This window comes from Reyranella sp., assembly GCF_030651995.1.
In the GTDB taxonomy this organism is placed as follows: Bacteria; Pseudomonadota; Alphaproteobacteria; order Reyranellales; family Reyranellaceae; genus Reyranella.
On sequence record NZ_JAUSBN010000079.1, the window covers coordinates 1 to 21678 of the forward strand.

Below are 21678 nucleotides of genomic sequence, written 5' to 3' on the forward strand. Positions count from 1 at the left end.
CACGATCTCGGGCGCCTGGTTGACCTTCAGCGTACCATTGTCGAGGTCGCGCACATAGGCGACCAGCATGCCCACACCATGGCTATCGTGGCCGCGCAGGTTTGCCTCGACCAGATGCTCGGCAACGATGGACGCCTCGGCGGGCGAACTGCCGCCGACATTGGCGATGCGGTTCGCAAGCTTGAGCAGCTTCAAATGGTCGATAATCATGTTTCGCTCCGTTTTGTGACGTGCCGATGTTTGAAGCCCGGCTTGTCGCGCTTGGCAGGGGTTGCGTTGGAATTGGCAATTGAACCGAACGATCAGCGGCTTCCGATCTTCTCCAGCACCGGCAGCAGATGCGGCAAGAACTCCGCCGGGCTCTCGCTCATCGGGAAATGGCCGAGGCCCTTCATGATGGTGACCTCGCAGCCTGGAATGCTGCCGGCGACGGCGAGCGTTTCCTCCGGGGTACAGGAATAGTCGTATTCGCCCGACAACAGGAACAGCGGACATGTGCGGGTGTCGATCTGAGCGACGCGGTCGCGGATGTCGCCGTCGAGCTTGTAGAAATAGAGGTCGCCCTTGAAGACGCCCGGACCGCCCTGCATGTAGTGCCACAGCGTTTCCCAGCGCTCGGCATCGGGCGCGTCGGGCCCGACCAGGCCGGAGACGATGGCAGCGGCGACTTCGCCGCCGTGAACGTCGGGCCGGTGCAGGAAATTCAGGTCGTAATAGGGATCGACATGGGCGCCGGCCTGCAGGCCGATGATGGCGCGGAAGCGTTCGGGATGTTCGAGCGCCAGATGCAGCGCGATGCGGCCGCCGATCGAACATCCGATCGCGATGGGGCGGTCGAGTTCGAGCGCCGTCATGATCTCGAGGATCATGGTGGTGTATTGTGCCGAGGTCAGCTGGTATTCCTCGTTGTGCCAGCCCGCCGGCGGCGACGACTTGCCGTGCCAGGGCATGTCGAAGGCGATGACGCGAAAGCGCCTGGTGACCTCGGCGTCGTTCAGCACGCCGCGATACTGGCGGCCGTCGGCGCCGGCCGTGTGGAGGCAGAGCAAGGGGATCCCCTCGCCGGCTTCCTCGAAGTAAACGCGATAGCGCCTTCCTTCGAAATCGAGCGACAGGTAGCGGCCGACGATCGGCTCGAGTCCCGCGGGCATCATACCGCTCCCTCCCGCCTGGTCAGCGCACGCGGCGCCTCGAGGACACCCTTGATGTAAAGCAGGTTTGCCATGAGCGGCTGGAGATCCCCTTCGAATTTCAGGAGCCCGCGGCGGACCAGGGCGAGCAGGTCATGGTCACCCGGCGCCGGCCGCGGCTGCCAGAATCGCCGCCAGCTCACTTCGTCGGCACGCAGGGCGAAGCGCCAGGACGGCATGACGAACGGCCCCTCCTCGACCTTCTCGATCCGGCCCCGCAGCACATGGACCAGCCATGACCGCGGACGGGCCTCCACCAGGAAAGCGCCGCTGAGATGCCGGCCGCGCCGCACCAGGGCTGCGTCGCCGTTCACGAGGCCCGCAAGTTGTTCGAGCATGAGTTCCTCCGTCGTTCGCGAGGCCGTCCGGGTTCGTGTTTCGGCCTCAATTCCATGCTAGACGGTCCGCCGTTCCGCCAATACCGGCAGTGCTTCCCGGAGGCTTCTTCCGTGCATCTCGTTCGTTCCGTCCGCGCCGCCCTGCCCCTCGCCGTGGCCACCCTGTTGCTCGCCGCCCAACCCGCCGCCGCGGGCATGGAGGAAGCGGTCAAGGCCCTGCAGGCCGGCGATCCCGTGACGGCCGAAAAGGAGCTGCAGCTCCTGGTCAAGGAACGCGACCCGCGCGCCCAGTTCCTGCTCGGCCTCTACGTATACGGCAATGCCGAGTCGAAGCTCTTCGACATCAACAAGGCGACGCCGCTCCTTCTCGACGCCTCGGAGCGCGGCTACCTGCCGGCGATGGTGCCACTGGCCGGCGCCTACGCGGAAGGCAAGGGCGTACCGAAGAGCCTCTTCGAAGCCTACAAGTGGTGTGCGATCGCCGACCGCTGGAATGTCCCCAGCGCCAACCTGGCGCTCGAGCAGGCGGCCCGCGAACTGCCGGCCGCCGAAGCCGAGAAGGCCAAGGCGGCCGCTCTCGCCTACACGTTCAAGACGAAATGACCGTGGCGCGATCGGCGCTCGCCGCGGCCCTGATCGCCGCCAGCACCGTCGCGCACGCCCAGCAGCCGCCTGACGCCTCGGACGTCGCGGCCCCGCTGCGTCCCGCCGTCGTCGCCTATCGCCAGGGCGATACGGCCACCGCCGAGCGGGCGCTGCGCTCCCTCGGCTCGCCGAGCGCCGACGGAGATGCCTGGCTGGGCGCCGTCCTGCTCGACCGCGGCGCCAAAGGCGAAGGTCTCAAGCTGATCCAGCGCGCCGCCGACGTGGGCTCGGCCGAAGGCCAGCATCGACTGGCGCTCGTCTTCATCAACGGCGACGCCGGCGTCCCGGTCAATCCGGCCCGAGCCGTCGAGCTTTTCGAGAAGGCCGCGGCGCAGGGCCACCGCCGGGCTCAGCTCAATCTCGGCACGCTCTACTTCCGCGGCCAGGGCGTTCAGCGCGACCTGATCCAGGCCCGCGCCTGGCTGGAGCAGGCGGCCGCCGGCGGCGACGTCTACGCGACCTATGCGCTGGGGCGGGCGATGTCGGAGAGTGCGCCACCGGCATCGGCCGATCCGACACGGGCCGCCGATCTTTACCGCCGGGCCGCCGAGCAGGGCCACATGCTTGCGGCCCTGCGCTACGGCATGGCCCTGGCCGAAGGATCGGGCGTGAAGCAGGATATTCCGGCCGCGCAGCGCTGGCTGATCCAGGCGCAGCAGAACGGCGTGCCCGAAGCGGCGCTCGCGCTGGGCGACATGGCGGTCCGCACGCCGGCAACGCGCGACAAGGCGGCCAACGAGAAGATCCTGCAGTCGGCGATCAGCTGGTACCAGGCCGCCGCCAATGCCGGCGTGCCGTCGGGCCAGTTCAAGCTGGCCAATGCCTATCTCGCGGGCTCGGGCGTGCCCCGCGATCCGGCGCAGGCCCAGCTCTGGTATTCGCGCGCCGCCCAGCAGGGATTGACCGGAGCGCAGCAGGCGCTGGGCGTCATGCTGCTGACCGGCACCGCCGGGGCGACCGACCCGGCCGAAGCCTTCAAGTGGCTGTTCCTCGCCGAGCGGGGCGGCCATCCGGAAGCCCGCGCGGTCCGGGAGAAGGTCGGCGACAAGGTCTCCGATCGCGACCGCAAGCGCGGCGAGGCTCTGGCCCAGGCGTTCAAGCCGACCTACGAGCTGCCACGCGACGAGGGCCCGCCGCGCCTCGTGCCGGTGCGACGCTGACGTGAACCACCGTGGATACGCCGCAGAGCGCTGCGCGCCAGACGCGCCCTGACATCACCCTCGCGGTCTGCCGGGGCGCCTGCCGCCTGATGCGCCAGTCGGGCCGCTCCGTTTTGCGGGAGCTGCCCCTGCCCGACGGACGGCGCGCCGACATCATGGCGATCACGGCAAGCGGCGAGCTCACGATCGTCGAGGTGAAATCGTCGATCGAGGATTGGCGGGTCGACCAGAAATGGCCCGACTATCTCGCCTGGTCCGACCTGCTCTACTTTGCCGTGCCGGTCGATTTCCCCCAGTCGCTGATTGCCGAGGATGTCGGCCTGATCGTCGCGGACGCCTATGGCGGGGAAATCCTTCGCCATCCGCCGCGCCGGCCGGTTGCACCGGCGCGCCGCAAGGCGCTCCTCATCGACTGCGCGCGCCTCGCGTCGGAGCGCCTGGCGCGCCTCGAAGATCCCGAGTTCCTCGAGTTCGTCTGAGCCTCAGCCAGACATCGGGCGTGCAGTCCCGCGACTGGCTTCGGCCATGCGGATGCGGGCATAGGCCATCACCTCGGTCGGCGGGCCGATCCGCTCGACACGGCCATCCATCACCAGCGCCACGCGATCGGCAATGGCGAGCGGCGCCAGGCGATGGGTGATCATGATCACGGTCCGCCCGCGGGTGTTGGCCTTGAGCTGGCGCAGGAGCTGCTCCTCGGTGGCGGGATCGAGCGCGCTGGTCGCCTCGTCGAGGATGAGGATGCGCGGATTGCGGATCAGCGCCCGGGCGATGCAGAGGAGCTGGCGCTGGCCCGTCGACAGGCCCTGCCCGCGCTCGCCGAGCACGGTGTTGTAACCCTGCGGCAGGCGCTGGATGAAGTCATGCGCGCCGACGAACTTCGCGACCGCGACGACCCGGCCGGGATCCTTGTCCATGACGCCCATCGCGATATTCTCGCGCACCGTCCCGGTGAAGAGCTGGACGTCCTGCGGCACCGCGCCGATCTGCGCCCGCAGTTGCGCCGGCGAGATATGGGCGATGTCGGTACCGTCGACCAGGACTCGGCCGTCGCTCGGGCCCACCAGACCCTGCACCAGGTTGGCGATGGTGGTCTTGCCCGAGCCCGAGGGACCCACGATGCCGATGATCTCTCCCGCTGCCACCGTCAGATCGGCCTCGCGCAGGATCGGCGCGCCGCGTTCGTGGGCGCGATAGGTCACCCGTTCGAGCGTGATCTCGCCGGACAGCGCCGGCATGGGCGCGAACTCGCCCGGTGCCGCCTCGGGCGTCTCGCGCATCAGCTCGTCGACCCGCTTGAAGGCGGCGCTCACCGCCTGGAGCTGGTGCCACGCTCCCGCGAGCTGGCGCATCGGCTGCAGCGCCCGCGCCGCGAGCATGTTGGCGGCAATGAGGGCGCCGATCGTCAGGCGATGATCGGCGATCTCGGTCACACCGATCATCACGATGGCGAGCGACGCCACGAGCTGCAGCGTGCCCGAGGCGCTGGCGGAGATATTGGCAAGGTTGTTGGCCCGCAGGCTGCTGCGCGCCGACTGCTCGACGCGCGCCCGCCAGCGCCTCTCGACCTCGCCCTCGAGCCCGAGCGCCTTGATGGTGGCAGCGTTGGCCACGGTTTCCGTGAGGGTCGAGCTCTTCGCGGCCAATGCCTGGAAGTTCTCGTCGGCCAGGCGCCGCTGCGCACGATGGCTGGCGAGCGACACGCCGACCAGTACGGGAATGGCGAGAGCGGTGATCAGCCCCAGGGTCGTGCTGATCAGAAAGGTGGCGATCAGGAACAGCACGACGAACAGCAGGTCGATGGCCAGAACGGGCAATTGTCCCGTGAAGAAGCCGCGCAGCACGTCAAGCTGGCGCAGCCGCTCGGCGATGACGCCCGATGGCGTGCGCTCGAAATGCCGGTAGGGCAAGGCCATCAGGTGATGCAGCACTTCGGCGCTCATCAACGCGTCGAGGCGCGCGCCGGTCCGGGCCGACAGCCAGCCACGCACGACGCGCAGGCCGAAGTCGGCGGCATAGGCGAGGAGCATGCCGGCACACAGCAGCAACATCATCGACGAGAGACCGTCCGGCGGGTGATAGCGCCCGACCACGGTGTTGATGACCAGCATCATGAAAAGCGGCGTGAGAAGCCCGAGCAGGTTGATGACGAACGACGTGGCCGCGAGCTTGAAGACGACTGGCCGCACCCGCACCCAGAGCGGTGCGTACCAGGGCTCCGCGGGAAGCGATCCCAGCGGTTGGCGCAGCAACAGCGCCCGTGAGCCCAGCACGCCGACTTCCTTCGCCGTCGCCTGCCAGACACGGCCCTCGACGACATCGAGCACCGTCCAGTCGTTGGCGCGTCCCGAAACGATGACATGGACCAGCCCGCCGGCGGCGAGGAGAGCGAAGGGAACCGGCAGTTCATCGAGCAGACGGGAACCGAGATCGACCGCCTCGCTTTGCAGGCCGAGCCGAGTTGCCGCCGTCAGGAAGGCCGCTTCGTCGAGGCCGGCCGCGGGCACCGTCGTCAGGCGCCGGATATCGGCTTCGCTGACAGGCCGGCCGACCTGCTGGGTGATGTAAAGCAGGGCCCTCATGAGGGAATCGACGCGGGGGCGGCCCGCTTCGTCCCATACGGACGGCTGGAAGCTTCCGTTCTCGAGGGGAGCCATCCCTGAAGGGTACCAGAAACACCCCTTGATTCAATGATCTAGGAGTATTTCCTAAAGCAAAGGGCGCGCGACCTGCGTCGCGCGCCCTGCTTTTGCTGATCGAAAGGCCTAGCGGGCGCCGAAAGCGCGCTTCAGCTCGGTCACGAGGTCTGTGCGCTCCCAGGAGAAGCCGCCGTCCTTCTCGGGCTTGCGGCCGAAATGGCCGTAGGCCGCGGTGCGCTGGTAGATCGGCTTGTTGAGCTGCAGCGAGCGGCGGATGTTGGTCGGACGGAGCGGGAACAGTTCCGACAGGACCTTCTCGAGCTTGCGCTCGTCGACCTTGCCGGTGCCTTCGGTGTTCACGTAGAGCGACATCGGATCGGCGACGCCGATCGCGTACGCGACCTGGATCAGGCAGCGATCCGCGAGCCCAGCCGCGACGACGTTCTTGGCGAGATAGCGCGCGGCATAGGCGGCCGAGCGGTCGACCTTGGTCGGGTCCTTGCCGGAGAAGGCGCCGCCGCCGTGCGGCGCGAAGCCGCCGTAAGTGTCGACGATGATCTTGCGGCCGGTGAGGCCGCAATCACCGTCGGGACCGCCGACGACGAAATTGCCGGTCGGGTTGACGAAGAAGTCGGACGCCTTCTTGGGCATCCAGCCCTTGGGCAGCGACTTCTCGACGTGACCCGTGATCATCTCGCGGATCATGCCCGAGTTGTACTTCTTGCCCTTGGCGGTGGCCTCGCGATGCTGCGTGGAGACCACGACCTTGGTGGCGCCGACGGCCTTGCCATCGACGTAACGCACCGTCACCTGGCTCTTGGCGTCGGGCTGCAGGTCGCCGAGCTCGCCCGAGCGGCGGGCCTTGCTCAGCACTTCGAGGATCTTGTGCGAGAAGAAGATCGGAGCGGGCATGAACGAGCCCTTCTCGTATTCCTCGCTGTCGCGGCAGGCGAAGCCGAACATCAGGCCCTGATCGCCCGCGCCTTCCTGCTCGCCGAGATTGCCGCCCTTCTTCTTGGCATCGACACCCATCGCGATGTCGGGCGACTGGCCGTGCAGCAGCACCTCGACGTCGGCGCCGTGGAAGGAGAAGCCGTCCTGATCGTAGCCGATGTCGCGCACGACATCGCGCGCGATCTCGGTGATCGCCTCGCGGTTGACGACGGTGTTCTTGCCGTACTTCTTCATGTACGGCTCGGAGGCGCGGCCTTCGCCGGCGATCACGATCTTGTTGGTGGTGACCAGCGTCTCGCAGCCAAGGCGCGTATTGGCGTGGCTGTCGTCGGCATGGCCGAGCTTCACGTCGTTGGCGATGAACGCATCCAGGATCGCATCCGAAATCTGGTCCGCGACCTTGTCCGGATGGCCTTCCGAAACCGACTCACTGGTGAAGATATAGTCCTTGAGCGCCAACGATCCCTCCCAAAGTGCACTGGACTCCGGGCAGGGCGGGTGGTGCCGCCAACGTCCGGCTTAGCCTTTGTTTGCGCGGTGGCAAGTCGTCCAAATCCGTCCGCGGCGATCCCGACCACCGGGACCGCGGTTCGCTAAAAACGCCAAAAACCGGCGGAAATCAAGAGGATCGCGGGATGAATTCCCACGTCCTCAGTCGCGGGCCTTGGCCCCCTTGCGGGATCCCACCGTTTCGGCGTGGCTGGCCGCGCCGACGGCCTTCACCATTTCGAAGATGCGCTTGCGCACCTTGCTCTCGCGAATCTTGTAGTAGGCGCGGACAAGTTCGAGGGTTTCCCGCTTGATCAGGGGATCCTTCTCCTGCTCGAACGGCGTCCCGGCCTCGCCGAAACCGCCCTTCTTGCCGCGGCCCGACATCGGACGGCCCGCCAGGGCGTTCGACGGCATCTCGTCGAAGAAATAGGAAATCGGAACATCGAGGACCTTCGCGAACTCGAACAGGCGGCTGGAGCCGATCCGGTTGGAGCCGCGCTCGTACTTCTGGATTTGCTGGAAGGTAAGGCCGACCGCCGTCCCGAGCTTCTCCTGGCTCATGCCGAGAAGAGTGCGCCGCTGGCGCATGCGCGCTCCAACATGAACGTCAACGGGATGCGATCTCGCCATGGATTCCCCTACTTTTCCAAACACGCCACGGTCCAACGCCGATACGACCCAAACATGGCCGAATGGCGTGCGGAGCCCACGATCAGACAAAGATGTGCAAAAATGCATATCTGCACGCGCAAGCTGCATATTACTTAATCGTGTCCCCATCAGAATGCAAGCAGGGAGCAGGGAGTTAAGGCGTTGAATCTCTTGTTTTTTCACATCGTGTGAAACGCATTGCGACCATCAGCCATCCCGTTGCGACGAGCAGCAGCACAACCAGCGCCCCATCGCCCCAACGGCCATAGGGAGTCGGTTCGCGGACGGTGGGAATCCGATGGTCGATGACGCCTTCCCGTTGCATGTCGATCGCAGCCAGCACGCGGCCGTAGGCATCGATCACCGCCGATACCCCCGTATTGGCGGCGCGGAGCATCGGCAGGCCCTCCTCCACCGCGCGCAGGCGCGCGCTGGCGAGGTGCTGGTAGGGGCCGCTGGAAAGGCCGAACCAGGCATCGTTGGTCACGTTCAGGAGCCAGCGCGGCCGGGCTCCCGGACCGGTGACGGCTGCCGGGAAGATCACCTCGTAACAGATGATCGGCGAGAAGGACGGCAGGCGCGGCAGATCGAGAGTGACGCGCGATTCACCCACCTCGAACGAGCCACGTCCGATGAAGCCCGAAACCGGCGCGAGCTGCTTGTGGAAGGGGATGTACTCGCCCAGGGGGACGAGATGGACCTTGTCGTAGGTGGCGACGATCTCGCCCGCTCCGTCGATCACCAGCAGCGAGTTCCAGACCCCGTCTTCTCGATTGCGCGTGCCGCGCGCCGCGCCGGTGAGGAGGTAGCCCCCGGGCGGTACGGCCCTCGCCATCACCTCGAGCGCCGCCGAACCGGGCTGCACGACGAACGGCGGTGCCGTTTCCGGCCAGATCACGGCCGCCAGCCCGTCGAAGCCGTCGCGGCGGCTCATTTCCACGAGCTTGGCCATATGCGCCGAGCGCATCTCCGGGCGCCATTTCTCCGCCTGCGGCGTGTTGGGCTGGACGATGCGTACCATGGGTCCGTCCCCCGCCGTGTCGACCGGCGCCATGACGGCCTGCCCCGCGAAGCCCGCGCCGCCGGCGACGACGAGGGCGAGGATCGACGCGCGCCAGCCCGCGGCCGGGGCGGCCAGGATTATGAAGGTCAGCAGGCCAAGACCGTAGACGCCGAACAACGCCGCGCCCTGCAGCAACGGCGTCGCGAAGGCCCAGACATGCGCGAGCGGATTCCACGCGTAGCCCGTGAAGACGTGACCGCGCAGCCATTCCGCGATCGTCCAGGCGATGGCCAGCAGCAGCAGGCGGCAGTAGCGGCCGCCCAGCGATGGCGATCGCACCGCCAGCCATTTCGCGGCGCCTGCGGCCATCGCCGGAAAGAAACCCAGGAGGGCGGCAAGTCCGACGACGATGGGCGGGCCGAGCGGTGCATAATCCGCCGGCGGCACGAAGAAGGCTTCCAGTATCCAATAGGAACCGACGGCGAAATGGCCGGTGCCCCAGGCCCATCCGCGCAACAGGGCGCTCCTGGGCCCCGGCGCGGTATCCCACAGCCAGACGAAAGCCACGATGCCCAGCACGGCGAGCGGCAGCCAGTGGAGGGGCGGCATCGCCAGCGCAGCGAGCGCGCCGGCCACGAAGGCGGCACCCGCGGCCCGCCAGCCTTTGAGGATCATCGCATCATTCGAGGATCAGGCCGCCGGCGCCGTTGTCGGCGGCCGCACGCGCAGGCGGCGGATGCGCCTGGGATCGACATCGAGAATCTCGAACTCCACACCCGACGGATGACGAACCACTTCGCCGCGTTCGGGAATGCGGCCGAGCAGCGAGAAGATCAATCCGCCAACCGTATCGATCTCACGCCGTTCGTCTTCGGACAGGACCTTGCCGATCTCCTCCTCGAGAAGTTCGATCGGCGTACGGCCGTTGACGTCGATCGTGCCGTCGACACGGCGGGCGACGGTCGGGGTCTGCGCGACATCATGCTCATCCTCGATCTCGCCGACGATCTCCTCGACGAGATCCTCGATGGTGAGCAGTCCGTCGGTGCCGCCGAATTCGTCGACCACCAGCGCCATATGCGTACGCGAGCGGCGCATGTCGAGCAGCATGTCGAGCACCGGAAGGGTCGGCGCCACGAACACGACGCGCCGCAGGATGTCGCGAAGATTGAACTTCTTCGACGTGCCCCAGTAGGCCAGCACGTCCTTGATGTGGATCATCCCGATCACGTCGTCGAGCGACTCGCGATAGATCGGATAGCGCGAGTGCGCCTCGGCCTGGATCAGTCTCACCACTTCGTCGAGCGGCGTGTCGGCGGCAATGCCCACGATGTCCACCCGCGGCACCATGACGTCCGCGACGGTCTTGTCGCGCAGCTTCAGGATGTTGGCGAGCAGGACCCGCTGGTCCTCGCTGATCGGGGTGTCGCTCTCGGGCGTCTCCTCGATCAGCTCTTCTATGGCTTCGCGAACCGCTTCGTTCTTCTCCCGGCGGCGCAGCCGCCGCAGGAGGGCGCGCAGGAGCCCGCCGCTCGGAGGGACATCGGGGACGGCCGGCGAGGTGGCCGGGGTCGTCAGAGGCTCAGTCGACGAAGCCGGGCTGTAACCCGGCCTGGTACTGTGCGCTGTGGAGTCAGGCATGGTCGGTAAGATAAGCTATCGGCTCCGCGTTGCAATCCATGGAAGTTCCCGATGCGTTCCTGCAAGCTGCCTTCCGGAGCGGAAATGCCGGTGCTCGGCCTCGGCACCTGGCGCATGGGCGAGAATGCGCGCCGGAGGGCCGAGGAACTCGACGCCCTCAAATACGGCCTCGATCTCGGCTATCCCATGATCGACACGGCCGAGATGTACGGTGAAGGCGGCGCCGAGGAGATCGTGGGGGATGCGCTGGCCGGTCGCAGCACCCGGCCCTTCATCGTGAGCAAGGTCTACCCGCACAACGCCTCGCGCGCCGGCACCATTGCTGCCTGCGAGCGCAGCCTGAAGCGTATGCGGCTGGAGCGCATCGACCTCTATCTGCTGCACTGGCGCGGCGGCGCCCGCATCGAGGAAACGTTCGAGGCGTTTCACAAGCTGAGGGACGCCGGAAAGATCGGCGATTTCGGCGTGAGCAACTTCGACCTCGACGACATGCAGGATACCGCCGAACTCGACAAGGGTTTGAACGGCACGAACCAGGTTCTCTACTGCCTGTCACGCCGTGGCCCGGAATTCGACCTGCTGCCCTGGATGCGCAAGCGCTCCATCCCGCTGATGGCCTATTCGCCGCTCGACCAGGGCGGACTGCTGCGCAAGGCGTCGCTCAAGAAACTTGCCGACGAGGTCGGCTGCACGACGGCGCAACTGGCGCTGGCCTGGCTGCTTGCCCAACCCGGCGTCGTCACGATTCCGAAATCAGCGAGCCGCGAACGCGTGAAGGAGAATTTCGCGTCGCTCCAGGTCAAGCTGACCCAGAAGATCCTGGCCGACCTCGACCGCGCCTTCCCGCCGCCGCGGGCGAAGCAGCCGCTCGAGATGCTCTAGAGTCTTTCCGCTTCAAGTCGACCCGCCCCCTCATCTTGAGGGGCTGGCCGGAAATGAATTGAATCAATTCAAGCACTTACCTCATCCTGAGGAGCGCCGCGAAGCGGCGCGTCTCGAAGGATCGGCAACAGACGTGGTGCTCGTTCCCATGCTTCGAGACGCGCTCCTCAGCATGAGGTTGGTTGGTGATTCGATCGGACTCGGAAAGACTCGAACAGGCTGTAGAGATGAGCTTTTCAGCAGTCCCGACGAGCGACTTTGATCCGTCAGGGGGCATCACGACCTGAGAATCAGGGGGCGCGACTCCGGCTTCGTTTGTTTCGATTATTTTGGTTATTTCGTTTTCCCACCGGGCTTCGGACTTTTTTCGACGGTCAGCTCATCGAGGGCATAGGGATCGGCAATCCCGAGTTTCGCCAGGATGCGACGCTCCAATGCCTCCATGCGCTCGGCATCAGACTCCCCCGTCTCATGGTCGTAGCCGAGAAGGTGCAAGGTGCCGTGCACGACCAGATGGGTGAAATGGTCGGCCGGCGACTTGCTCTGCTCGCGCGCCTCCCGCCACACGGTCTGACGCGCCAGCACCATGTCCCCCAGGAAGTCGCGCGCGCCGGAGGGATAGGAGAGGACGTTGGTGGGCTTGTCCTTCTTGCGGTCGCGCGCATTGAGGACGCGCACGCCCTTGTCGTCGTCCAGGGCGACGTTCAGCGAGCGACGACCGCGCCGGCGTGCGCCGGCAAACGCCGCCCGTGTCGCGCGCTTCGCCAGTCGTTCGGCCTCGGGCAAGGCCTCGAGCCAGGCCTCGTCGAGCACGACGACCGTGCAGCGGAGCGACGGCTTAGCCTTTGGCTTTCTTGTCGCGGGCGTCATAGGCATTGACGATGCGCGTCACGAGGTCGTGCCGAACGACGTCCTGGGAGGTCAGCCGCACGAAGCGCACGCCCTCGACGTCAGACAGCGTCTCGACGGCGTCGTTCAGGCCGGATTTCTGGTTGTTCGGCAGGTCGGTCTGGCTCGGATCGCCGGTGATGACCATGCGCGAGCCTTCGCCGAGACGCGTCAGGAACATGCGCATCTGCATCGGCGTGGTGTTCTGTGCCTCGTCGAGAATGACGTAGCAGTGCGCCAGGGTACGGCCGCGCATGAAGGCGAGCGGCGCGATCTCGATCTCGCCGGACTCCATGCGGTGCGCAATCTGCTCGGCCGGGATCATGTCGTGCAGCGCGTCGTAGAGCGGCCGCAGGTAGGGGTCGATCTTCTCCTTCATGTCGCCGGGCAGGAAGCCCAGCCGTTCGCCCGCCTCGACGGCGGGACGCGACAGCACGATCCGCTCGACCTTGCCGGCCAGCAGAAGCATGACGCCCATGGCGACCGCCAGATAAGTCTTGCCGCTGCCGGCGGGCCCCAGCGCGAACACCATGTCGCGCTCGCGCAGCGCCGTCAGGTAGTCGCGCTGACCGGGCGTGCGCGCCTGGACGGTGCGCTTGCGCGTGCGAATGCTTTCGGCGTCGCCGCCCTCGGCGCCGCTGCGCGCGAAACGTACGGCGGCGTCGATGTCGGCACCTTCGATGGAGAGGCCCCGCTTCAGCCGCTCGTAGAGGCCGGAGATCGCCTTCTGGGCGATGGCGGCATCGTCGGGCGTGCCGGAGATGGCGAGCTGGTTGCCGCGCGCGGCCAGCTGAACGTTGGCGAGCTGCTCGATGCGCACCAGGTTGCGGTCGTGGTTGCCGTAGAGCACGGCCAGCAACGCATTGTTGTCGAACGTCATGCGCCGGACGTCGACGGCACGCGTACCGGCGACCTGGTCGCTCACGCGGCGGCCTCGTACGGGTCGACGACTATCTCACCCAGAAGGCTGTTGGCGTAGCCCTCGATCAGGCGGACGTCGACGATGTGGCCGAACAGGCGCGGATTTCCCTGAGCGTAGACCGACTGCAGCCACGGCGTCTTGCCCATGATCTGGCCGGGCTTGCGGCCGGCCTCGGCAAACAGCACGGGCACGGTGCTGCCGGCCTTCGACTCGTTGAACCGGCGCGCCTGGTGCCCCACCAGCGCCTGCAGCGCGGCAAGGCGTGCGACCTTCACGTTCTCCGGCACCTGGTCGATCAGCGCCGCGCCGGGCGTGCCGGGCCGGCGGCTGTATCTGAAGGCGTAGGCCGAGGCAAAGCCCACCTGCTCGATCAGCCGCATCGTGTCGTCGAAATCGGCATCGCTTTCACCCGGAAAGCCAACGATGAAGTCGGACGACAACGCGAGGTCGGCACGGGCGTTGCGCAGGCGCTCGACGATGCGCAGGTAGAGATCGCGATCGTGGCGGCGATTCATCGCTTCGAGGATGCGGTTCGATCCCGACTGCACCGGCAGGTGCAGGTACGGCATGAGTTGCGGCACGTCGCCATGGGCGGCGATCAGGCCGTCATCCATGTCGCGCGGATGGGAGGTGGTGTAGCGCAGGCGCGCCAGACCCGGGATCTCGCCGATCGCCCGCAACAGGCGCGCGAGCGACCAGGTCGAACCGTCCGGCCCCTCGCCGTGATAGGCGTTGACGTTCTGCCCGAGCAGCGTGAGTTCGAGCGCGCCCGCGGCGACGAGCTGCCGCGCCTCGGTCAGCACCGCGGCGACGGGTCGCGAATATTCCATGCCACGCGTATAGGGCACGACGCAGAAGGTGCAGAACTTGTCGCAGCCTTCCTGGATGGAGAGGAACGCCGAGCCCGCCCGGATGCCCTGCGGCGACGGCAGGTGATCGAACTTGCTCTCGGGCGGAAACTCCGTGTCGAGAACGCCGGCGCCCGGCTGCCGCCGGCCGGCATCGCTCCCGGCCGCCTTGCGCGCCACCTGCGCCAGCAGTTCGGGGAGGCGGTGATAGGCCTGCGACCCCACGACGATGTCGACCGCGGGCTGGCGGCGGATGATCTCCGCGCCCTCGGCCTGGGCGACGCAGCCGGCGACCGCGATGGTCAGGTCGCGCCCCTCCGCCCGGCGCTCGGTCTTGACGGCGCGCAGGCGACCCAGCTCGGAATAGACCTTTTCCGAGGCTTGCTCGCGAATGTGGCAGGTGTTCAACACGACCAGATCGGCCTGCTCGGGCCCCTCGGCCAGGGCATAACCCAGCGGCCGCAGGACGTCGGCCATGCGGTCGGAATCGTAGACATTCATCTGGCAGCCATAGGTGCGGATGAACACGCGCTTGGGCTGCCCGTCGGTGCGGACGTCCTTCATCGGTCTCCGGTTCTGGAACGAGCGGTTTCTATCACCGCCGCCCATCAGGGTCGAGAGGGGGCAGGGTCGAGGCCGGTCGGGGCCGGTTCAGCCAGGGACGGAAGCAGTTCGGGCCGGCCCGAATTCGCCGCCTGCACGCCGGAGGACACCTGGCGATGGCAATACTCCGCCAGCTTCTTGCGGTCGCCCAGACGGTCGATGTCGATCGGCGGGAAGAAGGTCACGACCGCCTGCGTCTCGCCGAGGCAAACCATCTGCCAAAGATGCGGCACCAGATCGAGATCGCCGAACCAGGCAAAGAGCGGCCGCCAGTAGCGGCCGAGCGGGATGCCATCGAGGCGGGTGTAGGAGATCGCCACCGGCTGCACCATGATGGGCCTGTCGTCGCGCCGGAGCTGCGCGACGGCGAACAGGGCACTGCGGAAGGGCAGCACGCGCGTGCCGTCGCTGCTGGTCCCCTCGGGGAACAGCATGAGATTGTCGCCCGTGTTCAGCCGTTGCATCATCGCGTCGCGACTGCTGCTGGTCTTGTTGGACCGTCGTTCGACGAAGATGGTGCGCTGGGCCTTGGCGAGGGTGCTGAAGAACGGCCATGTCGCCACCTCGGCCTTCGCAACGAAACATCCGGGGATGAGGCCGCCCAGCACTTCGATGTCGAGATAGGAGACGTGATTGCAGACGAAGAGCGTCGGCGTGACCGTCGAGCGCTCGCCGTTCACCTTGACCTTGATTCCGAGGATCACGCAGACCGTCCGGTGATACATCACCGGCAGCCAGCGTACGACCGGCGTCACGCGCAGCGCCAGCGCCAGCAGATGGAACGGCAGCAGCACCAGCGTGAGCAGCAGATAGCTCAGGAGCCGAAAGGCGCCACGCAAGGGAGAACCGATCCAGGTCACGGCGAAAGGAGTGTCCGCCGCGCTACTCACGCATTCCGCGTTCGTAGTGGCGGATGTATTTCTCCGTCACCAGTTCGGTTTTCACGATGATGAAGACGTCGGTGCTGTTGAATTCGTGATCGATCACCGCACCGTCTCCAACGAAGCCGCCCAGTCGCAGGTAGCCCTTGATCAGCGGCGGCACGCGCGCCATCGCCTTGCGCGGATCGTAGCTGCCGGGCTCGAGCATATCCATGTTCACGTAGCGGCTCGGCAGTGCGCGCACGCGAATCTCGGGCGGGGCGAGATGGTGGTGATGGAGATAGGACAGCGCCAGGGCGTGCTGCTCCGGATCGATGCCCGGAAGGCTGGCGCAGCCGAACATCACCTGGATGTTGTAGTGATAGGCATAGAGGGCGATGCCCCGCCACAGCATCTGCATGGTCGCCGTGTTGCGGGCGTCGCGTTCGATGCAGGACCGGCCGAGTTCCAGGACTTCGCCCGGATAGTCGATCATCTTCTGGATGTCGTATTCGGCGGACGAATAGAAGCGGCCCATCTTCGCCGCCGCCGCGCGGCGGATCAGACGATAGGTACCGACGATTCCCTCCGGACCCTCACCGCGCCGGCGATCGAGCACCAGCAGATGATCGCAGACGTCGTCGAACGGATCGAAATCGCGGCGCAGCGCCTGCATCTCCGGCGACGCATGAGCCGTCATTTCTTCATAGAAGACGCGAAAACGCAGAGCCTGCGCGGCCTCGATCTCGGCCAATGTCTGGGCAAGGCGTACTTCGAAATCGCCAGCGACGACCTTCACGATCTCCGCGTTGGAGACAGGCGGTCCAAGAAGCTCGGCTTCGCTGTCAACGCGGTCGATGCGCATGATTAATCCGCAAGGGGTCCGCCCCGATCATGGGCCCATTATCGGGGTGGCGAGAGGCGCGTCCACTTATTTTTGACGGTCGGGTTTCCCGTCCAGGGGAATGCCGTAAAGCTCCAGGCGATGGCCGACGAGCCGGTATCCGGCCTTCTCGGCAATTTTTCGCTGCAGCTCCTCGATCTCGTCGTTGTGGAACTCCACGACCTTTCCGCTCTGGATGTCGATCAGATGATCGTGGTGCTCGTCCGGCGTCTCCTCGTAGCGCGCCCGGCCATCGCCGAAATCGTGCTTGGCGAGAATGCCCGCCTCTTCGAACAGCCGCACCGTCCGGTAGACGGTGGCGATGGAGATGTTGGGATCGATCGCCGTCGCGCGACGATGCACCGCCTCGACGTCGGGATGATCCGACGCATCCGACAGGACACGTGCGATCACGCGTCGCTGGTCGGTCATCTTGAGGCCGCGCTCTGCGCATAGGACTTCGAGTTTGGACTTTCGGTCTGGCATGCTTGCCTACCCTACACTGGCAGGCGTTCCGGGTATAGTTGGACATGTCCTTAAAGCCCGACCATGACATCGACATTACCGGCGAGGTCTGCCCCATGACCTTCGTGCGGACCAAGCTCCGGCTCGAGCGCATGCAGCCCGGCGAAGTCCTGGCCGTGCGCCTGCGCGGGGACGAGCCGTTGCGCAATGTCCCTCGTGCCGCAAGGGACGAAGGCCATGCCATCCTGGGCATCGAGGCGGACGGCGATATCCACATCGTCACCATCCGGCGCGCCTGATCAGCTGAGATTGAAACGCATGATGACGGCATCGGCCGCGGGCCGGCCGTGTCGTGCATAGTAGCCGGCGCGGCGCCCGGCGGTCCTGAAGCCCAGCGAGTCGTAGAGTGTGCGGGCGCCAGGATTGTCCGTACCGACTTCAAGGAAAAGCGTCCCGGCGCCATCGCCCCGAACCCTGTCGACAACGGCACCGAGCAGCCGGCGGGCGGCCCCGCGGCGACGATGGGCGGGATCGACGGCGACGGCGAGAAGTTCGGCCTCGTCGGCAACCACGCGACAGATCGCCATGCCGATGTCGCAAGCGCCCTCCGTCAGCAGGAAGCCAGTGACCCCCGGCGACGCCAGCAGCCCCGCAAGGTCCTGCCGCGTCCAGCCGCGCTCGCCCAGGGGCTCGAACGCCTCGCGATGCAGGCGCGACGCCCGGTCGAGGTCCACGGCGCGCAGCGAATTGAGAACGAACCGGGTGCCCATCCAATCGTCTCGTCACTCGACCGTGCGACGGGCACCGTCCGGCAGGGTGATGTTGACCCCTCTCAGGTAGAGCGGCCGGGGCAGGCCTTCGGCGCGGTTTCGGGCCCGCCAGGCCTCGACGCCCTCCATGAGCGCCCGGCGGCCGAGGACGACGGGGTCGGGCGGCCCCTCCTGTACGGTCGCTTCGATGCCGGCGGCCTCCAGGGACGCGGCCAGCGGTCCCACATCCTTGCCGACGATCAGGCATTTCTGGCCGCCGAGGCGCGCCGCGAGGTCTCCGGCCGTTGCCGCAAAAGGCACGGGATCGTCGCCGATCGCGCAAAACCAGTCGCCGAGCCGGGTGTCGACCGCGGCGACCGCCAGCCGGTCCGCTGCCGTCGCCTGGGTGCGCAGAACCGTAGTGGTGGGGATGCCGGCCAGGGGAATTCCGAGCCCGACCGCCAGGCCACGGGCGGCCGACAGTCCCACACGCACCCCGGTGAAGCTGCCGGGCCCGGTCGTGACCGCGATCAGGTCGAGCTGGGATCGCGGAACCCCCGCCTGTTCGAGTGCGGCCGCGATTGCGGGCAGGAGCCGTGCCGCCTGGTCGCGCCCCTCCTCGAAGAGGCTCACCAGGGAAACGCCGTTGCGCACGATCGCGACGCCCTGCCCGCTCACGGCGCAATCGAAGGCGAGGACGGTGCTCACGGGCAGCGTCCGCGCGGGACGCTGGCGCTGCTGGAGGCGGCTGGGCATTCTGGTGTCATGAAGCTCGACATTGTTGCGATCGCTCCGCCCGAATTCGACGTCGACGTGACGCTGGCCTATGCGACGGACGCAAATCTAACGGGACGGCCGGTCTATCGGAACGCCGAATGCTGGCTGCACCGCGAAGCGGCCGACAAGCTCGCCGCCGCGATCGATCTCGCCCGGCCGCTGGGGTACCGGCTGCGCATATTCGATGCGCTGCGACCGGTGGAAGCGCAATGGGCGTTGTGGAACGTGAACCCCGACCCGGAGTTCATCGCCGATCCCCGCCGCGGCTCGCCCCACTCGCGCGGCGTGGCCGTCGACCTCAGCCTGCTCGACGCCGACGGCAACGAACTCGACATGGGCACCGCGTTCGATGCGTTCACGCCGCTGTCCCACCATGGACGCATCGACATTTCCGTCGAGGCGCAACGCAATCGCCTGTTGCTCATGGGCCTGATGACGTCGGCGGGCTGGGACTTCTACCGCAATGAATGGTGGCATTATCAGCTGTTCGACGCGCGGCGTTATCCGCTGGTCGCCGATGCCGACCTGCCGCGGCCGATGATGTAGCGTCGGGCTTGCTCAGAATCCGGAGAGCTTGGCCCCGTCGAAGTCGCGCAGGTCGTTCTCGCGCATGATCTGCCGGACGAACTGCACGTAAGCCTGGCCGCGCTCGGAATAGCGCAGCAGCGAGCCGATCAGCCGGAAGCCGTCGGGATCCTCGCCGCGCTCGCGCATGGCGGCGCGTTCCTTGCGGAAGCCGGCATAGGCGGGGTGGGTGTTGAGGTTGGCGACATAGGCATCCGTCGCCTCGCCCACGTCGGTGAAGGGCTGCGGCATGCCGGCGCCCGGCTTCCACGGCACCGAGACGCTGTGACGACCGACCGCCTGGATCTGGCCATAAAGGGCGTTGCCGTTACGCGCCGCGAACGACGTACCCCAACCCGATTCCACGCCGCCCTGGGCGATCGCCATCGACGGCGGAACGATGTCGACGCGCCGGACCAGTTCGTCGAGCTTGTCGGGCGAGGAGTCGTAGCGGTCGGCGAGATCGTCGAGCCAGATGCGCTCGATGGCCGTCAGCATCTGCGGCGCCGCGTCGAGCTTGTCGCGGAGATACAGCAGCTGTTCGCGATCGGCGAGGACGCGCTGGTTGACCTCGAGGATCACGGGCAGGATCGCCGTGATGAACAGCATCTTGCGCTGGTTGCCGTCCTTGCTGCCGAGATCGGCGGGCACCCGGTCGACCTTGTAAGCCGGTACGGCCTCACCCTGGCGGATGTCGGTCAGCGTATAGGAAACGTCGCGGAAGAAGCCCGCGAGCTCGTCGGCCGTGCGCGGGCTTATGGCGCGCACCTGGACCTGTCGGCGGACGGCGTTGCCCGGCGCCGCGAATCGTCCGTGACTGCCCGCGCCTTCGCGCGTGGAACGATAGCTCACATCCTCAGGCTCGCTCCAGTCGTGCCGCACGAAGGTGAGAGTGGCGGGTTCGGCCTCAGGGACGAAGACGATGGCCTGGTCGACTTCGCGAGCCTCGGCGCTCCCGACGCCGAAGGAAAAATATGGCGCCGCATCGACCGACGGCAGGGGCTTGTAGAGGACCACACCCGTTGCCAGCAGGGCTGCCCAGGTGGCGGGAAAAGCGTAATTGCGCCCACGCTCGATCGCGGGCCGTATCGTCAACTGCATGCCACACTCTTCATTTTATTTGCGCGCACGAACGGGCTCTCGCGCGGGCCCTGTTGGGCCCGCGAACGCCATCTCAACGCGAACGCTTGAGCTGAAGCGCGGCCTACTGGGCCGCTTGGACTTCCACCACTTCCGGCACGTAGTGCTTCAGAAGATTCTCGATTCCCATCTTCAGCGTGGCCGTCGAGCTCGGGCAACCCGAGCAGGAGCCCTGCATGTGCAGGTAGACGATGCCATCGCGGAAGTCGTGAAAGACGATGTCGCCGCCATCCTGGGCCACGGCGGGCCGGACGCGGGTGTCGAGGAGTTCCTTGATCTGGGCGACGACTTCATCGTCGTCCGCCGCGACGGAAACCGCCGCGTCCTGGTCGGCGATCACGGGATCGCCGGACGTGTAATGCTCCATGAGCCCGCCGAGGATCGACGGCTTCATGATCTGCCAGTCCCGGTCGGCCGCCTTGGTGACGGTCACGAAATCGGAGCCGAAGAACACGCGCTCCACGCCTTCGACCGCGAACAGCCTCTTGGCAAGCGGTGACGGCGTGGCGGCCTCGACGTTGGCGAAATCCGCCGTCCCCTTCTCCATGACCACGCGGCCAGGAAGAAACTTGAGAGTCGACGGATTGGGCGTCTGCTCGGTCTGGATAAACAAACCTACCTCCGGTTCGAATGCTTCGGGCGGAGCCGTCGGCATCGCTCAGGCTGGGGATAGGACGTCTCCACCCCCACTCGATGACTTCGGACGTAGGAACCGAGGGCAAGTCGATCAAGACGATTCTTGAGCGTTAGTGTATAGATGTTATGGAATAAAGAGTGATTATCTATATATATCAGTCAGATAAACTGCGAAATACCCAACGCGACCTTTATGCTTCAATTGTACACAAAGAAGATTTGTGCGCAGATCGCCGCATCGCGAACAGCAAACCATGCGCACGGGTCATGAGATTGCGTCGATCTCCGCCTCGGTGAGGGCGCCCGGTACGATGGTCAGCGGGATACGAAGCTGGCCTCCAGACTTTCCCGTGAAGGCCGTCACCAGGGGGCCCGGGCCATCGCTGCCCGAGGCGCTGCCGAGCACCAGGACCGAGATCGATCGGTCCTCCCCGAGGAGCTTCGCGAGTTCGTCGCGACTCTTGCCTTCGCGGATGTAGATCGAGGGAGGCTGGCCGGTCATCGAGACCGCCACATCGGCGTGTTGAGCCACCACGGTCTCGGCCTGCTGACGCGCTTCCTCGCGCATCAGCTCGACCACCGAGCCCCATTGCTGACCCTCGGGCGGATCCATGACGTAGAGCATCGCGACCCGGCCGCCGGTGCGCTTGGCGCGGCGGCAGGCGTAACGCAGGGCGTTGCGCATCTCCGGACTTTCGTCGACGACGACCAGGAAGACGCGTTCGCCTGTCTTGAGCTGCTCGTTCAT

25 protein-coding genes are annotated in these 21678 nt (G+C 66.5%); 6 read left to right on the forward strand and 19 right to left on the reverse strand.

Features of this window, described 5'->3' with window-relative positions; translation table 11 throughout:
* The 3 genes from Q7V45_RS24405 to Q7V45_RS24415 all read right to left on the reverse strand — a co-directional run.
* A partial coding sequence (locus Q7V45_RS24405; protein WP_304856930.1) for an Ldh family oxidoreductase occupies window positions 1-210 on the reverse strand: 210 nt, incomplete at its 3' end.
* Window positions 211-302: 92 nt separating this feature from the next.
* Window positions 303-1151: an alpha/beta fold hydrolase gene (locus Q7V45_RS24410; RefSeq protein WP_304856931.1), complete on the reverse strand. Its 849-nt coding sequence runs from the start codon at window positions 1149-1151 to the stop codon at window positions 303-305.
* Window positions 1151-1528, reverse strand: a complete 378-nt coding sequence (locus Q7V45_RS24415; RefSeq protein ID WP_304856932.1) for a hypothetical protein — start codon at window positions 1526-1528, stop codon at window positions 1151-1153. The genes Q7V45_RS24410 and Q7V45_RS24415 overlap by 1 nt, the downstream gene beginning before the upstream one ends.
* 111 nt (window positions 1529-1639) lie before the next feature.
* On the opposite strand from Q7V45_RS24415, the gene Q7V45_RS24420 reads away from it, so the two are divergent.
* From Q7V45_RS24420 to Q7V45_RS24430, 3 genes are read left to right on the forward strand one after another with little or no spacing between them, the layout of a single operon-like run.
* Window positions 1640-2131: a hypothetical protein gene (locus Q7V45_RS24420; protein ID WP_304856933.1), complete on the forward strand. Its 492-nt coding sequence runs from the start codon at window positions 1640-1642 to the stop codon at window positions 2129-2131.
* On the forward strand, window positions 2128-3333 hold the full coding sequence (locus Q7V45_RS24425; RefSeq protein ID WP_304856934.1) for a tetratricopeptide repeat protein: 1206 nt from the start codon (window positions 2128-2130) through the stop codon (window positions 3331-3333). Before Q7V45_RS24420 ends, Q7V45_RS24425 begins: the two co-directional genes overlap by 4 nt.
* Before the next feature lie 11 nt (window positions 3334-3344).
* Window positions 3345-3812: an MmcB family DNA repair protein gene (locus Q7V45_RS24430; protein ID WP_304856935.1), complete on the forward strand. Its 468-nt coding sequence runs from the start codon at window positions 3345-3347 to the stop codon at window positions 3810-3812.
* Window positions 3813-3815: 3 nt separating this feature from the next.
* Here the strand turns inward: Q7V45_RS24430 and Q7V45_RS24435 are convergent, their stop codons facing one another.
* From Q7V45_RS24435 to Q7V45_RS24455, 5 genes are all read right to left on the reverse strand, one after another.
* A complete protein-coding gene (locus Q7V45_RS24435; RefSeq protein WP_304856936.1) occupies window positions 3816-5915 on the reverse strand; it encodes a peptidase domain-containing ABC transporter in 2100 nt (699 codons plus the stop codon).
* Between the two features lie 183 nt (window positions 5916-6098).
* The gene (gene metK / locus Q7V45_RS24440) at window positions 6099-7385 is read right to left on the reverse strand and encodes a methionine adenosyltransferase (protein ID WP_304856937.1); all 1287 of its coding nucleotides are present in this window, start codon (window positions 7383-7385) and stop codon (window positions 6099-6101) included.
* A 192-nt stretch (window positions 7386-7577) separates the two neighbouring features.
* Window positions 7578-8006 carry a helix-turn-helix domain-containing protein gene (locus tag Q7V45_RS24445; protein WP_304856938.1) on the reverse strand — a complete coding sequence of 143 codons (429 nt, stop codon included), beginning with the start codon at window positions 8004-8006 and terminating at the stop codon, window positions 7578-7580.
* 217 nt (window positions 8007-8223) lie between these two features.
* On the reverse strand, window positions 8224-9747 hold the full coding sequence (lnt, locus tag Q7V45_RS24450) for an apolipoprotein N-acyltransferase (RefSeq protein ID WP_304856939.1): 1524 nt from the start codon (window positions 9745-9747) through the stop codon (window positions 8224-8226).
* A gap of 15 nt (window positions 9748-9762) precedes the next feature.
* On the reverse strand, window positions 9763-10713 hold the full coding sequence (locus Q7V45_RS24455) for a hemolysin family protein (protein ID WP_304856940.1): 951 nt from the start codon (window positions 10711-10713) through the stop codon (window positions 9763-9765).
* Between the two features lie 51 nt (window positions 10714-10764).
* Between Q7V45_RS24455 and Q7V45_RS24460 the strand changes: the two genes are divergently transcribed.
* On the forward strand, window positions 10765-11595 hold the full coding sequence (locus Q7V45_RS24460) for an aldo/keto reductase (RefSeq protein ID WP_304856942.1): 831 nt from the start codon (window positions 10765-10767) through the stop codon (window positions 11593-11595).
* A 333-nt stretch (window positions 11596-11928) separates the two neighbouring features.
* Here the strand turns inward: Q7V45_RS24460 and ybeY are convergent, their stop codons facing one another.
* The 6 genes from ybeY to Q7V45_RS24490 all read right to left on the reverse strand — a co-directional run bounded on the left by ybeY (window position 11929) and on the right by Q7V45_RS24490 (window position 17085).
* Complete coding sequence (gene ybeY / locus Q7V45_RS24465) at window positions 11929-12408, reverse strand: rRNA maturation RNase YbeY (RefSeq protein ID WP_304856943.1); 480 nt, start codon at window positions 12406-12408, stop codon at window positions 11929-11931.
* Window positions 12409-12433: 25 nt separating this feature from the next.
* Window positions 12434-13363 carry a PhoH family protein gene (locus tag Q7V45_RS24470; RefSeq protein ID WP_304857006.1) on the reverse strand — a complete coding sequence of 310 codons (930 nt, stop codon included), beginning with the start codon at window positions 13361-13363 and terminating at the stop codon, window positions 12434-12436.
* 41 nt (window positions 13364-13404) lie between these two features.
* Window positions 13405-14817: a tRNA (N6-isopentenyl adenosine(37)-C2)-methylthiotransferase MiaB gene (gene miaB, locus Q7V45_RS24475; protein WP_304856944.1), complete on the reverse strand. Its 1413-nt coding sequence runs from the start codon at window positions 14815-14817 to the stop codon at window positions 13405-13407.
* Between the two features lie 44 nt (window positions 14818-14861).
* Window positions 14862-15695 (reverse strand): 1-acyl-sn-glycerol-3-phosphate acyltransferase, encoded by an 834-nt coding sequence (locus Q7V45_RS24480; protein ID WP_304856945.1) that lies wholly within the window; start codon window positions 15693-15695, stop codon window positions 14862-14864.
* A 43-nt stretch (window positions 15696-15738) separates the two neighbouring features.
* Entirely contained in the window at window positions 15739-16581 is an 843-nt protein-coding gene (locus Q7V45_RS24485) for a GNAT family N-acetyltransferase (RefSeq protein ID WP_304856946.1), read from the reverse strand.
* A 66-nt stretch (window positions 16582-16647) separates the two neighbouring features.
* Entirely contained in the window at window positions 16648-17085 is a 438-nt protein-coding gene (locus Q7V45_RS24490; RefSeq protein WP_304856947.1) for a Fur family transcriptional regulator, read from the reverse strand.
* Window positions 17086-17129: 44 nt separating this feature from the next.
* On the opposite strand from Q7V45_RS24490, the gene Q7V45_RS24495 reads away from it, so the two are divergent.
* The gene (locus Q7V45_RS24495) at window positions 17130-17363 is read left to right on the forward strand and encodes a sulfurtransferase TusA family protein (RefSeq protein ID WP_304856948.1); all 234 of its coding nucleotides are present in this window, start codon (window positions 17130-17132) and stop codon (window positions 17361-17363) included.
* Here Q7V45_RS24495 and Q7V45_RS24500 read toward each other — a convergent pair whose 3' ends face one another.
* Both Q7V45_RS24500 and tsaB read right to left on the reverse strand, forming a co-directional pair.
* On the reverse strand, window positions 17364-17834 hold the full coding sequence (locus tag Q7V45_RS24500; RefSeq protein WP_304856949.1) for a GNAT family N-acetyltransferase: 471 nt from the start codon (window positions 17832-17834) through the stop codon (window positions 17364-17366).
* A 12-nt stretch (window positions 17835-17846) separates the two neighbouring features.
* The gene (gene tsaB, locus Q7V45_RS24505; protein ID WP_304856950.1) at window positions 17847-18569 is read right to left on the reverse strand and encodes a tRNA (adenosine(37)-N6)-threonylcarbamoyltransferase complex dimerization subunit type 1 TsaB; all 723 of its coding nucleotides are present in this window, start codon (window positions 18567-18569) and stop codon (window positions 17847-17849) included.
* A 9-nt stretch (window positions 18570-18578) separates the two neighbouring features.
* Between tsaB and ddpX the strand changes: the two genes are divergently transcribed.
* Window positions 18579-19136 (forward strand): D-alanyl-D-alanine dipeptidase, encoded by a 558-nt coding sequence (gene ddpX / locus Q7V45_RS24510; RefSeq protein WP_304856951.1) that lies wholly within the window; start codon window positions 18579-18581, stop codon window positions 19134-19136.
* 12 nt (window positions 19137-19148) lie between these two features.
* Here ddpX and Q7V45_RS24515 read toward each other — a convergent pair whose 3' ends face one another.
* The 3 genes from Q7V45_RS24515 to Q7V45_RS24525 form a co-directional block, all read right to left on the reverse strand.
* Complete coding sequence (locus Q7V45_RS24515; RefSeq protein ID WP_304856952.1) at window positions 19149-20255, reverse strand: glucosaminidase domain-containing protein; 1107 nt, start codon at window positions 20253-20255, stop codon at window positions 19149-19151.
* 103 nt (window positions 20256-20358) lie between these two features.
* Window positions 20359-20907, reverse strand: coding sequence for a NifU family protein (locus tag Q7V45_RS24520; RefSeq protein ID WP_304856953.1), 549 nt, complete (start codon window positions 20905-20907; stop codon window positions 20359-20361).
* Window positions 20908-21195: 288 nt separating this feature from the next.
* A complete protein-coding gene (locus Q7V45_RS24525) occupies window positions 21196-21678 on the reverse strand; it encodes a universal stress protein (protein ID WP_304856954.1) in 483 nt (160 codons plus the stop codon).